Origin of the sequence: Pseudohongiella sp. SYSU M77423, assembly GCF_029911965.1 — a bacterium.
Taxonomy (GTDB): domain Bacteria; phylum Pseudomonadota; class Gammaproteobacteria; order Pseudomonadales; family Pseudohongiellaceae; genus Pseudohongiella.
Genome location: NZ_JARYTH010000001.1, coordinates 603,008 through 617,209, shown reverse-complemented (window position 1 = coordinate 617,209; position 14,202 = coordinate 603,008). Strand labels below are relative to the sequence as shown.

Sequence of the window (14,202 nt, the reverse complement as noted above, 5' to 3'; positions counted from 1 at the left end):
TCCGGTGTGTCAGAGTGGCGCATGTGCCTCCATGGGTGTGTCAGACAGCCATTCAGGCATCAATTCAGGCACCAATTCCGCCAGCCCGGGCGCGGCCTTGCCGGCACGCTGATCCAGTTAGCTGTGATCGCCAGTTTCCGCATCTGTGTCATCGCCGAGCTTGCGATACAGCGTTCTTCGACCAATACCAAGGGCATTGGCGGTTTGCCGTTTGTTTCCTTTAAATCGCTGCAGGGTATAGTCAATATAGGCCTGCTCCAGCGAAGGTAGTGAGGTCCATTTCTCCGGGTCCGGCTGGCTGCCCTCAAGGCGGTTGATCAATTCCAGGAATACGGATTCCTGCGACGTCCTGTCACCGATCTCTGCCGTGTCTGCATCACTGATTTTGGGTATCGACAGTGTTGAGCTGGCGTGCCGCAGGCGCTCCGGCATGTCCTGCAGCCCGATTTCGCTGCCCTGACAGAACGTGACGGCTCGCTCGATGGTGCTGGCGAGTTCGCGCACATTGCCGGGGAAGTCGTATTGACGCAGCCGCAACAGGGCGGGCTCATCGATTGCCGTTATGTTTTTGTTCTGCTGCAGGCTGACGCGCCGGATGAAATGTGCGATCAACAGATCAAGATCATCGTCACGATCACGTAGCGCGGGTACCTCGATGGCGAAGGTCTGCAGTCGAAAATACAGGTCCTCACGAAAGCGACCGTCGCTTACCTCCTGCTCCAGTTTGCGGTTGGTGGCGGCAAGAATACGGACATCCAGCTGTTTCTCCTGATCTGCCCCTACCGGTCGAATACGCCCATCCTGCAGGATTCGCAGCAACTTGGCCTGCATCTCGACAGGCATTTCACCAATTTCATCCAGCAGCAGACTGCCACCGTCGGCCTCGGCAAACAGACCCTGACGTGCCTTCTGGGCACCCGTAAATGCGGTTGCGGTGTGGCCGAAGAGCTCACTTTCCAGCAGCGCTGGCGGGATGCCCGCGCAATTTATGGCAATGAAAGGCGCGTTTTTTCGATCGCTTTCGGCATGAATGGCGCGGGCCACCAGCTCCTTGCCAGTACCACTTTCACCGGAGATCAACACCGGACCGCCTGCTCGCGCGACCATCCGGATATTGTTGAATAACTGCTGCATGGCCCGACTGCGGCCCAGCATGCCGTGAAACTCCTGGTCGTCAATCAGGGCCTTGTAGCGTGCCAGTTCTTCCTGAAGCCGGCGGCGCTGTATGACCCGGTCGGCACTGATTCGCAAGTGATCCAGTTTGATGGGTTTGGTTAAAAAGTCATCGGCCCCCTGCTTAAGAGCGTCGACGGCCTGCTCTACGGTGCCAAACGCAGTCACCATGATAAACCCTGGTCCAGGGCTGTTTTGCTGAGAGCTGGTTGAGCGGATATGACCCAGCAGATCCAGGCCGGTGTCCCCGGGGAGGCGCAGGTCGCTGATAATCAGCTGCACGTCATGCTTCTCCAGCATCAGCGCGGCTTTGCGTGCATCACCAACAGCCAGCACCTGGTAGCCGGCATCCGTCAGCTCTTCGGTGAGCAGCTCGCGCAGTGACTCATCGTCCTCGACAATTAAAACGGTGTCTTGTGTGATGTTGTCATCCATTCGATGTCCCGGTGCGTTTCCTTTGGGTAATTGATGGGCGGTCAGGGTGCGTCATGCCTGAGGGGCTGGAGCAGGCAGATGGATCGTGAAGCAGGCGCCGCCCAGACGTTCGGAGCGCGTCACCGAGATATGTCCTCCGTGGTCAGCAACGGCTGCGTGGGCAACAGCAAGTCCCAGCCCCGTGCCCTGACCCACTGGTTTGGTCGTAAAAAATGGGTCGAAAAGATTCGGCAGCTCGTCTTGGCTGATTCCGTCCCCATCATCCTCGATCATGATGCGGGTTGATTGCGACCCTGATGTGTCCACGACATCCCAGCTGATCATGATCTGAGACTGACAGGCATGAAGCGCATTGCCGACCAGATTACTGAGAGCCTGATCGAAACGCATCGCGTCCACGCGCACACGCAGGGGTTTGCCCTCGACCTTGATAGTCGGCTGGGCGTCGCATAGTGAGTCTCTGGTGCTGGGCGCTGCTGCCAGCGCATGGTCGGTGGCCTGTTCGACCAGCTGGCTGATTTCCAGACTGACACGCTGCAGCGGGTTATCGCGGCCATAATCCAGCAACTGCCGGATGATGACTTCCATGCGCTGGGCCTGGGCGCGAATCTGCGTCAGACAGCGACCGGTCCGGGACTCGCGGTCCGTTTCGCGCAGGGCCTGCTGGGCTTTGCCGTCCAGAGCCGCCAGCGGGCTGCCGAGCTCGTGAGCGATACCGGCAGACAGGCGCCCAATTGTTGCCAGTTTTTCTGAGCTCTCGATGCGGTCCAGCATATTGTTGATGCTGCCAGATATATTCCTGACTTCTGCGGGGCCCTCGATAGCGAGGCGGGCCTGGGAGTCCTTGCTCCTGATCTGCTTTATCCCCCCCAGCATCCGGCGCAGTGGTCTGCCCAGTGCATAGTGATGACCGCCGATTACGATAAGGGCCAGTATCAGGCAGAGGCCGGCAAGCGCAAACCATGCGGTGGCGCGCACCATGGCAATGTAGTTACTGAAGTCGCTGCCGCGCCGGGTCAGTTGCAACAGCCCGTTGATGCGACCACCGGCATCGGTGAGAGGCACGAAGTAGGAAAAAATTTCCTCATTGCCTGCCTGGGAGAATTCGCCCAGCTGGTCGCCTGAGGCGGCCAGTGATGCTGCCTGGTCCGTCGCCACGCGAGCCGCGCGTCGGCCGCTGCGGGCTACTTCTTCACCATTTTCGTCGTAGACATAGGCGCCGTAGACCACGTCGATGGTGAATGCGGAGTTTAATGCCTGGTTGATTGAGCCGATGCGATCCCGTTCAAGCGCATGACTCAAGGGCAGGCGGATAGCATGTGCGATCAGCTCGATATCCTGCTGCATGCGCTGATTTACCTGATCTTCCAGCAGGCGCAGCGACCACGAGCCTGCCAGCGCAACCACCAGCACAACCGGGATCAGTACGCCAGCCAGCAATGCCAGGCGCAAGGTATAAAGATTTTTGACCGAGCCAGGAATCTGCATGTTTTTTTACTTTAGCAGTCCGGCCGGCGGATGGGAAACGCGCTACTGGCTGGCAATGGCCTTAAAGGCGTATAATGCGCGCGCAATTCAGACTTTTCAGGATAGGTTGATGTCTATATCGTCAGAGCAGGGCCGTCAGGCAGCGGTCGAGCGCAATACCAAAGAAACGCAGATCAAGGTTTCAGTTAACCTGGATGGCAGTGGCGTATTGAAGTGCCAGACAGGCTTGCCGTTTCTGGATCACATGCTGGATCAGATTGCCCGTCATGGCCTGATCGACATGGATATCGTTGCCAATGGTGATCTGGAAATTGATGCACACCATACCGTCGAGGACCTGGGCATCACACTGGGTATGGCATTCAACAAGGCGCTGGATCGAAAGGGCATTCGCCGCTACGGACATGCCTATGTGCCGCTGGATGAGGCCCTGTCGCGGGTTGTCATCGACTTTTCCGGCCGTCCTGGTCTGGAATTCCACGTGCCGTTCACCCGCGCCTCTGTGGGTGGATTTGATGTGGACCTGTTCCACGAGTTCTTCCAGGGATTCGTCAATCATGCGCTGGTAACGCTGCATGTCGACAATCTGCGCGGGCACAATACTCATCACCAGATTGAAACCGTATTCAAGGCCTTTGGACGTGCGCTGCGCATGGCCATGGAAATTGATCCACGCAGTGCCAATGTTGTGCCCTCCACCAAGGGTTGTCTGTAAGCCATTGAACGACCGGTCGACACGCGTATGAATAATGTAGCTGTTATCGACTACGGGATGGGTAACCTGCATTCCGTATCGAAAGCCATGGAAAGCCTGGGCGACGATGTCCGAGTAGAAATTACCAGCGATGCTTCGCGCATTCTGGCAGCCGACCGAATCATTTTCCCTGGCGTCGGCGCCATACGTGATTGCATGGCCGAGATCCGCAGACTTGGCGTTGACGATATCGTCAGTCAGGCTCTGGAAGCCAGCAAACCCGTACTGGCCATCTGTGTTGGCATGCAGGCCTTGATGGAAAGCAGCGAAGAAAACGGGCACGTAGAGTGTCTGGGATTGCTGTCAGGCACGGTCAAACGCTTTGGTGGCGAGACTGGCAATGGCGTATTGCTTGATGTTGACGGCAAACGTCTTAAAGTGCCGCACATGGGCTGGAACCAGGTACAACAGAGGCAGGCCCACCCGCTGTGGCAGGGCATCGAAGACAACAGCCGCTTCTATTTTGTTCACAGCTACTTTGTGGCACCGACGGATGCGACGCTGTGTGCAGCGACCACAGATTACGGGCATACATTTGCATCCGCGTTGAGCAAAGGCTCTCTGTTTGCTGTCCAGTTTCACCCTGAAAAAAGCCAGCACAGCGGCCTGCAGCTGCTGCGCAATTTTCTGGCCTGGGATGGTCGCGCCTGAGCGGTGGCCGACTGCAGGCGTTTGATTTTCCCGAACGAAGACAATTTTTTTGCAAGGTTTTGACTCATGCTGGTGATACCCGCGATTGACTTGAAAGACGGCCAGTGCGTTCGCCTGCGCCAGGGGCGCATGGAGGACTCAACGGTTTTCTCCGACAACCCGGTCCAGACAGCGCAGCACTGGAAGGAACAGGGTGCCAGACGATTGCATCTGGTCGATCTGAATGGCGCGTTTGCTGGTGAGCCGGTCAATGGGGCCATCGTTGAGGCGATCGCCAAAGCCTACCCTGACCTCCCCTTGCAGATCGGCGGTGGTATCCGTGATCTGAAAACCATCGAATACTATCTGGGTGTTGGTGTTCAATATGTGATCATCGGTACGCAGGCTGTCAAAGAACCTGCGTTTGTGACGCAGGCCTGCCGCGAATTCCCTGGTCGGGTAATTGTGGGTCTGGACGCCAAAGATGGCTGGGTTGCAACGGATGGCTGGGCGGAAGTATCAAGCACCAATGTAGTAGACCTGGCACAACAGTTTGCTGATGATGGTGTTGAAGCCATCATCTATACAGACATCGCTCGCGACGGCATGATGCAGGGCGTTAACGTCGAAGCCACCGTAAGGCTGGCAAGTGCGACGCGTGTCCCGGTGATTGCGTCGGGCGGTGTCAGTCGTATGGAAGATATTGCCGAGCTGGTTTCGGTCGCCAAAACTCCTTCTGGTGGCGGTATTATGGGAGCCATTACCGGACGTGCAATCTATGAGGGTGCATTGGACCTGGCAGCGGCGCAGGCATACTGCGACGGCCACTGAACACTGGCATAATCATTCAGGATGACCATTAGGAATTAAAGGCGCATGGCACTAGCAAAACGAATCATCCCCTGCCTGGACTGTGACAAGGGACGGGTTGTCAAAGGCGTAAAATTCGAAGACATCCGCGATGCAGGTGACCCGGTCGAAATATCGCGACGTTACAGCGATGCAGGGGCGGATGAAATCACGTTTCTTGATATAACAGCCTCCAGTGAAGGGCGCGAAACAACCGTTCAAACTGTGGAAGCAATAGCTGGTCAGGTGTTTATACCGCTGACAGTTGGCGGTGGCATCCGCACTCTGGATGATATCAGAACCATGCTCAACGCCGGCGCCGACAAGGTGTCGATCAATACCGCCGCTGTGGTAAACCCGGAGTTTGTACGCGAGGCTGCAGCGCGATTCGGGTCTCAGTGCATTGTGGTTGCGGTGGATGCCAAGAAAGTAAGCGAGGCCGGTGAGCCTGACCGCTGGGAAATATTCACGCATGGTGGACGCAAACCAACCGGCCTGGATGCCATTGAGTGGGTCAAGCGCATGGTATCTTACGGGGCAGGAGAAATTCTTTTGACCAGTATGGATCGTGATGGCACAAAAATCGGATTCGACCTGGCCCTGAATCGTGCGGTCAGTGACGCGGTTGATGTGCCTGTCATCGCATCAGGTGGTGTGGGTGAGCTGCAGCATCTGGTAGATGGTGTGCTGGAAGGTGGCGCTGACGCGGTATTGGCTGCCAGTATCTTCCACTTTGGTGAATACACAATCCCGCAGGCCAAACAATACATGGCCGAGCATGGCATTGAGATGCGCCTATAGTCTGCTGCTGTCCAGCAGCGTGGACACCAGCACCAGCTGCACACTGCCTGACGCCTGAAGCTGCGGCAGCCTCTCTTCAAGATAGGCGAGAGTTGCGGGGTAGGGGTGGCCGATGGCAACGGCTAATCCGCTTTGCTCAGCAATGCCTAAAGCACGCTGCATTTGCGCATCGATCGCCGACTCCTCGGCAACATTATCCAGAAAGACATGGCGCTTAAGCACCGGAATGCCGTTCGATTGTGCCACGGTGGCTGCCACGCTCTGGGCGCTGGTCATGCTGTCAACAAAATACAGATCGTGCAATTTCAGTTCTTCCATCACCCACTGCATCGATTGAGTGACAGCAGTCAGTTCACTGCCGGTATGATTATTAATGCCCTTGAGGTGCGGGATGTCAGCAATCGCACTGCGAAGTGCAGCTATCAATGATGTCTGGTCCTGTTGGGCAGTCAGTGCGCCAGGTCCCGGGTCGCTACCGGCAAGATTACTCATTGGGGCATGCAGCATGATTTCCTTGCCTGCCTGGTGTCCCGCTTCGGCAAGTCCGTGTGCATGTGGGGTGAATGGGAGAATGGCCAGCGTGACAGGGCCGGGCAAGTTCACTGCCTGTAGTCCTAGCTCCAGATTGTTGCCGATATCATCCAGAATAATGGCGAGGCGCGGAACCGCTCCATTGAGTGCCGGGCTGGCCGCTGGTTCGCTAGGTTCAGCAATTTCCTTGGGTTCAGCAATCTGGGCCTCAGGTAATGCTTCACCAGTCTCGGTGCTAGAAAGCGGCGTGTCATCTTGAGTGACACCAGACACCTCCGTCACTGCAGCTGTTTGCAGTTCTGCAACCTGAAGGGCAGGATTTGCCGTCGAATTTTCCTGATTGGCTGGTGCGGAGGGCTCCAGAACCAGAATCAAAAGGCCCAGAAGAGTGATGGCGATAAGAACATGCTTGTTTGCATAGGGCGCTGCGCGAGCAAGCAGCGCGCGCAGCCGGGTCGTGCCAGGTGATGGGCTCATCGGCGTGATCGCTGCATGATGTGCCAACCTTTCAACAGTGTGAGCGCCTCATTCAGCTGATAGTCGCTGACCACAATCTGCTCGGACGATGTCACCGGGCGCGGGCCGGATGGTTCCGGGTCACTGTTTTCATTGACGCCAGGCAGGTGTCCCTCCAGGTCGCGCTCCGAATAGATGCCGCGGCGTTCCAGGCTGCGTGTGACCAATGCCTCATCAACGCTGATATCCGGTTCGATACCAAAGGCCTGAATGGAGCGTCCACTGGGTGTGAAATACAGCGATGTTGTCAGCTTGAGTGCACGCTCATTGTTGATTGGCAGCACAGACTGAACAGAGCCCTTTCCGAAACTGCGGGTGCCCATGATCACGGCGCGCCCCTGATCCTGCAGCGCGCCCGCCACAATTTCGGCTGCCGAGGCGGAACCGGTGTTGATCAGCACTACCAGAGGTACACCCTGACTGGGGTCGCTGGCAGTGGCCTGATAGGTTTCATTTGATTCGTTCATGCGTCCTTCGGTGTAAACGATCTGTCCATCAGTCAGGAACGCATCGGCGACTGCCACTGAAGCTTCCAGAACGCCACCCGGGTTATTGCGAAGATCCAGTACCATGCCGTTCAATGGGCCACCATTGTTTCCAATCAGGGTCTCCAGTGCTTTCACCACTTCCTCGCCGGTATTGACGCGGAACTGGGCGATACGCAGGTAGGCATAACCCGGTTCGAGCATCCGGTGCCGAACACTCTCTACCGAAATCACCTCGCGTGTCAGGGTCAGGTCAATCGGTTCTGACTCGTCATTGCGCATCAGCGTCAGGTCGATGGTCGTACCTGGCTCGCCGCGCAGCATTTCAATGGCGTCGTTGACGATCATTTCACGCAATGGACGGCCGTCGATCTCGACGATCAGGTCTCCGGCCATAACGCCGGCCCGATCAGCCGGTGAGCCGTCCAGAGGCGTGATCACCTTGATGTATCCATCTTCTTCGCCAACCTCAATACCCAGGCCACCAAACTGACCTTCGGTGCTTTCCTGCAGTGAGTCGTAATCATTGGCATTCAGGTAGGCGGAGTGCGGGTCGAGGCCAGCCAGCATGCCGCGTATGGCGTACTCGATCAGAGTCTGGTCATCGATGTCCTGCACATAGGCGCTGCGAATGGCCTCCAGCGCCTCGGCAAACATACGTACTTCGTTGATCGGCAGCGGTCTTGTGTCAGCGGTCGGCTGCCCGGCTTCCGGGTTGTCCATGACAGGCTGCGCAGACGTGGATACAGATGCTGTGGTGAGTATCAATCCCAGCAGTGCACCGAGCACGGAGCCGGCTGAGCGCGTAACAGATCTTGCGGCACGCCTGTCTGTGACAGTTGCCGACGCATCATGGGAATGTAGTGTGTTCATGAACTCTCCTCGTAGTGCTCAGCAGTTTAGCGCACTGTTTCAAGCCATTCGACCGGATTTAATGTCTGACTGTTGCGGCGGATCTCGAAATACAGGCCAGGCATGCCCATGCCCGCATCCGTTCCGGCGGTTCCGACCGGTTCTCCGCGGTTTACCCAGTCTCCGCTTTGTTTGTTTAATGACTGCTGATGCGCGTACAGGCTGAGATAGGCATTGCCGTGGTCGACGACAATCAGATTACCTGATCCGCGCAGCCAGTCGGCAAATACAACACGTCCGGGGTGAATGGCGCGAACCGCAGACCCTGCTTCCGCAGCAATGATGATGCCCTGGCGCTGAAGGTTGCCATCACTGTAGCGATCGCCGTAGCGCGCCAGCAACTCACCCCGTAGGGGCCAGGGCATGCTGCCGCGCGAGTCTGCGAATGGCATGAGATCTTCAGGCGCCGGGATGTCTTCGACGATGCGATTGATCTCGTCGATCAGCTCCTGCAGCTCCTGGCGATCCTGCTGTAGTTGACTGAGCTCATCGCCACGTTCAGCCAGTTGTAAATCCAGGCTGGCGATGATTTCCCGCCGTTGCTGCTGTGCCTCTGCCAGGGCACTCTGCCGGGTATTTAACAGTTCCGACTGTTGAGCGATGGCCACCTGAGCAGTGCTCAGTTCATCCGAGTTGAAATCAATCTGTGAAAGGGTTTCGCGCCACTGCCTGATCTGCTCGAGTCGATCCTGGTTTATGTGCTCGAAATATACCAGCATGCGCTGGGTGGTTGCAGGGTCCTGCTGGTTCAGTAGAAGTTTTAGCTGGCTGTCGCTGCCTGATTTGTAGGTGGCGCGCAATGCCTCGGAAATTTGCTGGCGCTGAGCGTCGCTGCGCTGCAATAATTCCAGGCGCTGTGATTCCAGGGTACGCAACTGGTTATCCAGACTGGCGAGCTGCTGCTCGTTCTGCGCGATCAGTTGTGACAGGTCTCTTGCCTCGGCGCCAAGACGATCCAGTTCACGCTCCTCGGCGGATCGTTGCTGCCGGGTCTCCGACACCCACTGCTCAATGGCCGTAATGGCATTGTCCAGCTCGATCAGCCGGGTCTGATTGCCGTCCTGAGCAATCGCCGTTGTTGCGATAAACACGCCGGCCACAAAGACTGCGACGGCAACACAGTCAGGAAGCCGCAGAGGTCGCTGCTGCCAGCCCGAGCCAGCAGGCCGATCCGCTGTCGCGTCCCACTCGATTGCCATGAATTCAGTCCAGATTCAGGGTGCCATCAGCACGTGGCCAGTCATTTCTGGCGGAACATCCAGATCCATCAGCTTGAGCATGGTAGGCGCGATGTCGGACAGCGCACCCTCCTGTGTGAAGCGCCACTCGCGCGGACCCACATAGACAAGAGGCACAGGGCCAGAGGTATGTGAGGTCAGTGCCTGGCCTGACTCCGGGTCCAGCATCTGCTCGACATTGCCATGGTCGGCGGTGATCAGCATTTGTCCGTCGGTAGCGCGAATTGCTTCTACCAGGCGGCCCAGGCATTCATCAAGTGTTTCCACAGCTTTTACAGCGGCGTCAAAATCGCCCGTGTGACCCACCATGTCGCCGTTGGCATAGTTGCAGACGATGGCGTCGAATTGTTTGTTGCTAATGGCTTCCACCAGCTTGTCGGTCACCTCCGGTGCGCTCATTTCAGGCTTCAGGTCATAGGTGGCGACGTCCGGCGAAGGGATCAGAATACGCTCTTCGCCGTCGAAGGGCTCCTCGCGCCCGCCGCTGAAAAAGAAAGTGACATGCGCATATTTCTCGGTTTCGGCAATCCGCAGCTGGCTGCGATTCTGGTTCGCCAGGTATTCACCCAGACTGTTGGTCAACTGCTGCGGGGGATAGGCACAGGCCGCGTATTCGTTAAGATCGGCGGCATATTCGGTGAGCATGACAAAGGCGCCGAGTGTGGGCTGAGCTTTGCGCACGAAACCGTCAAAGTCCGGATTGACCAGGGCATGCGCCAGCTGACGGGCCCGGTCTGCACGGAAGTTCATGAACACCACTGCGTCACCATCGGCAATTGCTACCGGGCTTTCTCCCTCGGCAGCGATGGCAGTGGCCTGCACGAACTCATCGTCTTCATCCCGCGCGTAGGCATCGGCCAGTGCCTGTTCGGCAGTGGGAGCAACGAATTGGCCCAGGCCTGCCGTGATGAGGTTGTAGGCGGTCATCATACGGTCCCAGCGCTTGTCCCGGTCCATGGCGAAATAACGCCCGACAACAGACACGATGCGGCCCAGGCCCTTTTGGCGCAGGGCTGCATCCGCCTTTTGGATGGATGCCAGGGCGCTGCGTGGCGGCATGTCACGCCCATCAAGGAAGGCGTGGAGATAGATGCGCTTGACGCCTTTCTTTTCGGCCAGTCTGATCATGGCCAGGATGTGGTCTTCGTGGGAGTGGATGCCGCCCGGCGACAGCAGCCCCATGATGTGCAGGGCGCGGTCTGAATCGGCGGCTTTCTGGGCGGCAGCGCACAGTGCCTTGTTGTCGTAAAAGCCTCCGTCAGCGATGTCCTTGTCGATCATGGTCAGGCTTTGATACACCACCCGTCCGGCACCCAGGTTCATGTGCCCCACTTCGGAGTTGCCCATCTGGCCGCCGGGCAAACCAACATCTATTCCTGAGGTCTTGATCAGGGTGTGAGGGCAGTGCTGCCACAGTGAGTCCCAGACAGGGGTGTTGGCGGCAGCGATGGCGTTGGAGTCAGTTTCCTCCCGATGACCCCAGCCATCCAGAATAAGCAGCAGGGTGGCGGGGCGACTGGTAGTGTTGGTCATTGCTGTAGTCCTTGTGGTCTCTAGTCTGTAGCAGGTCGTTGACTTCGCCATTATCGCGGAACCGAGGCAAAAGTACCAATAGACATAAGGCCCGTGTATACTTCGCGGCTTGGTAGATTAGAGTAACGGGCTTGAAGGCATGGCACAGTTTATCGAATTCGTGGGCAATCACTGGATGCTGTCAGGATTGTGGATGGCGCTGTTGGTGGCGTTCCTGTTCCACCGCAGTAAAACCAATGCGCGCGCGGTTGGCACTCAGGAAGCTGTCATGCTGGTAAACAGAAAAGATGGTGTGATGCTGGATATCCGTGATAAAAAGGAATTTGACGCAGGACACATCGTCGATTCGATCCATATTCCCGCCAACAAGCTTTCAGAGCGATTGGCTGAGCTTGAAAAGTATAAATCCCGTCCCATTATTGTTGTATGCAAGCTGGGGCAGCATTCCGCCGACAGTTGCAAGATCCTGTCGAATGCAGGGTTTGATCAGGTCGTCAGGCTGCGCGGTGGTATGGCAGAGTGGCGTGGTCAAAACCTGCCAGTCGTGCAGAAAAAGTAGCACGAAACTCTACTTTACAAGTTAATTTACGCTAACAGCGTACTTCACAAACAGACAGCAAGAGAGATAGTCAGATCATGGCAGAGAACGAAAACAACCAGAATGGAAACGGCCAGGCAGCTTCACAATCAGCACAGCAGGCTGGTCAAGAAGGTCAACAGGGACCAATGTTCGCGCTGCAGCGCATTTACCTGAAGGATTCATCATTCGAATCCCCCAAGACGCCGGAAGTATTCCGCAGCCAGTGGGCTCCAAAGATCACTTTCAACCTGAACACCAGCAACAGCAAGATCGCTGACGGCGTTTACGACGTGGTCTTGAAGCTGACTATCGAAGCCAAGCAGGACGACAATATTGCCTTCCTGGTGGAAGTGCAGCAGGCCGGTATATTTACCTGCAATGGCTTTGCAGAAGCAGATCTGGAGCGCGTTCTGGCAACAGTATGTCCGAACATCCTGTTCCCATACGCTCGTGAAACCATTGATGCGCTGGTAACGCGCGGCAGCTTCCCGGCCGTCATGCTGGCCCCTGTTAACTTTGATGCAGTGTATGCGCAGTCCAAGGCGCAGCAGCAAGGTCAGAGCGGCGAACAGCCCGCTAGCTGATCAGCAACGAAACTGCCTGTCGGTCATCATCTTGAGATCGGCAGGCAAATCCACTTCATTCTGCATGTTCCCATCATTTCTTGAGTTTTCATGACTTTTGTCATGAAACCGCGAGAATTTACAACAAATCTGGGAAGTCTTTTTGTCTGAGCGCTTCGTACAAAGCAATAGCCACCGTATTGGACAGGTTCAGGCTCCTGCTGTTGGCCTGCATCGGCAGGCGCAGTTTCTGACTGGCAGGTAGTGCGTCAAGCAGGTCCGGCGGCAATCCGCGGGTTTCGGGCCCGAACAGCAGTCCATCTCCTGCGTTGAAGGCAGCTTGATGGTAGTGTCGACTACCCTTGGTGGTGAAGCCATAAATCAGGTTGTCAGGATAATGAGCCTGAAAATGCTGCTCGAATGATGCCCAGTCTGACCAGCGTGTGACCTGGCTCAGCTCGTGATAATCGAGGCCGGCACGGCGTACTTTCTTTTCATCCAGGTCAAATCCGAGTGGCTCGATCAGATGTAGCGACGCACCGGTATTTGCGATTAATCGAATGATATTGCCGGTGTTGGGAGGGATTTCAGGTTGATACAGGATGATTTGAAACAATGTCTTGTCGCTGAGCCGTTAAAACGTCCCCAAATATACCCCTGAAGGGGGCTTTTTACTATAGAAATTGGTAGTTTGACGCTTATAATTCAACATATTATTAAATTGGCCGTCATAGTAGTCGGGCATTGTGTGAATGGTCACTTGAGGTTGCGACATTGTTGCAGTGGTTAGGACGAAAAAATCGCGTCGACGGCCTGGTAGGCTTGTCGATTAATGAGCGACGCATATCGCTTGCGCATATCTCTCGCCGACGCGATGAGGTCGTTCTGGAGCATTGTGTTCAGCATCAACTGGAGCAGCAGAACCTGCGTGATGGCCTGGCTCAGCTTGTCGACGAGCAGGGGCTGGAGCGAGCCGACACCAATCTGGTGCTGGCGCCAAACGACTACAGTGTCTACCTGGTGGACATGCCCCAGGTCGAAGCCGCCGAGGTGGCTGCTGCTGTGCGCTGGAAAATCAAGGATCTGCTGGACATGCCGGTCGAAGAGGCAATTATCGATGTGTTTCCTCTGCCGGAGGATGCGTTTCAGGCGCGTAAGCAGATGATTTACGCTGTTGCCGCCAATCGCCCAAAGCTTGAGCAGTCCATTGAGGTGATCGAGCGCAGTGGTTTATCCCTGAGCAGTATCGACATACCAGAAATGGCGATGCGCAACGTAACCAGTCAGTTCGGGGATGACAGTAACGGTCTGGCGTTTATTGCGCTCAAGGCCAGTGGCAGCATGATGAATGTGACACGCAATGGTGAGTTGTATCTGACGCGCAAAATCAATACGCAGGTTGGGCCCGATGCTCTGCTTGAGTCCGACTGGGAGATGGTCAGGGACCGGCTTGCCCTGGAAATTCAGCGATCGCTCGACTACTTTGAGAGCCAGATGGGGCAGAGCCCTATCACGCAGATCATGATAGCGCCGCGGCAGAAGGATACCGAGTCAATGATGAGTTCGCTGGCGGATGCGCTGGCATCTCCGGTTGGTATGCTGGATTTTTACAACGATATCGAGGCGCCGCAGGAAATTACGGCGGAAACCAAAGGCGCTTGCATGATGGCAATAGGTGCTGCACTGAGAACAGATAGCGTGGGAAATGCCTGAC

Annotated in this window: 14 protein-coding genes; 7 read left to right on the top strand and 7 right to left on the bottom strand. The window is 56.4% G+C overall.

Annotated elements, in window-relative coordinates; translation table 11 throughout:
• Positions 1–117: 117 nt before the first annotated feature.
• Positions 118–1,608 carry a sigma-54-dependent transcriptional regulator gene (locus QGM61_RS02680; protein ID WP_281131801.1) on the bottom strand — a complete coding sequence of 497 codons (1,491 nt, stop codon included), beginning with the start codon at positions 1,606–1,608 and terminating at the stop codon, positions 118–120.
• A gap of 51 nt (positions 1,609–1,659) precedes the next feature.
• On the bottom strand, positions 1,660–3,096 hold the full coding sequence (locus tag QGM61_RS02675; protein WP_281131799.1) for a sensor histidine kinase: 1,437 nt from the start codon (positions 3,094–3,096) through the stop codon (positions 1,660–1,662).
• Positions 3,097–3,205: 109 nt separating this feature from the next.
• On the opposite strand from QGM61_RS02675, the gene hisB reads away from it, so the two are divergent.
• The 4 genes from hisB to hisF all read left to right on the top strand — a co-directional run bounded on the left by hisB (position 3,206) and on the right by hisF (position 6,130).
• Positions 3,206–3,811 carry an imidazoleglycerol-phosphate dehydratase HisB gene (hisB, locus tag QGM61_RS02670; protein ID WP_281131798.1) on the top strand — a complete coding sequence of 202 codons (606 nt, stop codon included), beginning with the start codon at positions 3,206–3,208 and terminating at the stop codon, positions 3,809–3,811.
• A gap of 27 nt (positions 3,812–3,838) precedes the next feature.
• The gene (gene hisH / locus QGM61_RS02665) at positions 3,839–4,501 is read left to right on the top strand and encodes an imidazole glycerol phosphate synthase subunit HisH (RefSeq protein ID WP_281131796.1); all 663 of its coding nucleotides are present in this window, start codon (positions 3,839–3,841) and stop codon (positions 4,499–4,501) included.
• Between the two features lie 66 nt (positions 4,502–4,567).
• Entirely contained in the window at positions 4,568–5,311 is a 744-nt protein-coding gene (hisA, locus tag QGM61_RS02660) for a 1-(5-phosphoribosyl)-5-[(5-phosphoribosylamino)methylideneamino]imidazole-4-carboxamide isomerase (protein WP_281131795.1), read from the top strand.
• Between the two features lie 45 nt (positions 5,312–5,356).
• Positions 5,357–6,130, top strand: a complete 774-nt coding sequence (gene hisF / locus QGM61_RS02655; RefSeq protein WP_281131794.1) for an imidazole glycerol phosphate synthase subunit HisF — start codon at positions 5,357–5,359, stop codon at positions 6,128–6,130.
• On the opposite strand, the gene QGM61_RS02650 is transcribed toward hisF, so the two are convergent.
• The 4 genes from QGM61_RS02650 to gpmI are packed head-to-tail and all read right to left on the bottom strand — an operon-like array spanning position 6,125 to position 11,345.
• Complete coding sequence (locus QGM61_RS02650) at positions 6,125–7,138, bottom strand: divergent polysaccharide deacetylase family protein (protein ID WP_281131793.1); 1,014 nt, start codon at positions 7,136–7,138, stop codon at positions 6,125–6,127. The two genes, hisF and QGM61_RS02650, sit on opposite strands and share 6 nt — an antisense overlap.
• Entirely contained in the window at positions 7,135–8,535 is a 1,401-nt protein-coding gene (locus tag QGM61_RS02645) for a S41 family peptidase (RefSeq protein ID WP_281131792.1), read from the bottom strand. Before QGM61_RS02645 ends, QGM61_RS02650 begins: the two co-directional genes overlap by 4 nt.
• Positions 8,536–8,561: 26 nt before the next feature.
• Entirely contained in the window at positions 8,562–9,773 is a 1,212-nt protein-coding gene (locus QGM61_RS02640) for a murein hydrolase activator EnvC family protein (protein WP_281131791.1), read from the bottom strand.
• A 15-nt stretch (positions 9,774–9,788) separates the two neighbouring features.
• Complete coding sequence (gpmI, locus tag QGM61_RS02635) at positions 9,789–11,345, bottom strand: 2,3-bisphosphoglycerate-independent phosphoglycerate mutase (RefSeq protein ID WP_281131790.1); 1,557 nt, start codon at positions 11,343–11,345, stop codon at positions 9,789–9,791.
• A 139-nt stretch (positions 11,346–11,484) separates the two neighbouring features.
• Between gpmI and QGM61_RS02630 the strand changes: the two genes are divergently transcribed.
• Together QGM61_RS02630 and secB are read left to right on the top strand one after the other, a co-directional pair.
• Positions 11,485–11,904, top strand: a complete 420-nt coding sequence (locus tag QGM61_RS02630) for a rhodanese-like domain-containing protein (RefSeq protein ID WP_237132950.1) — start codon at positions 11,485–11,487, stop codon at positions 11,902–11,904.
• A gap of 77 nt (positions 11,905–11,981) precedes the next feature.
• Complete coding sequence (secB, locus tag QGM61_RS02625) at positions 11,982–12,509, top strand: protein-export chaperone SecB (protein WP_237132951.1); 528 nt, start codon at positions 11,982–11,984, stop codon at positions 12,507–12,509.
• Between the two features lie 118 nt (positions 12,510–12,627).
• On the opposite strand, the gene QGM61_RS02620 is transcribed toward secB, so the two are convergent.
• A complete protein-coding gene (locus QGM61_RS02620; RefSeq protein ID WP_281131787.1) occupies positions 12,628–13,104 on the bottom strand; it encodes a tRNA (cytidine(34)-2'-O)-methyltransferase in 477 nt (158 codons plus the stop codon).
• Between the two features lie 158 nt (positions 13,105–13,262).
• Here QGM61_RS02620 and pilM point away from each other — a divergent pair, with 158 nt between their 5' ends.
• Positions 13,263–14,201 carry a type IV pilus biogenesis protein PilM gene (pilM, locus tag QGM61_RS02615; protein ID WP_281131785.1) on the top strand — a complete coding sequence of 313 codons (939 nt, stop codon included), beginning with the start codon at positions 13,263–13,265 and terminating at the stop codon, positions 14,199–14,201.
• Position 14,202 lies beyond the last annotated feature (1 nt).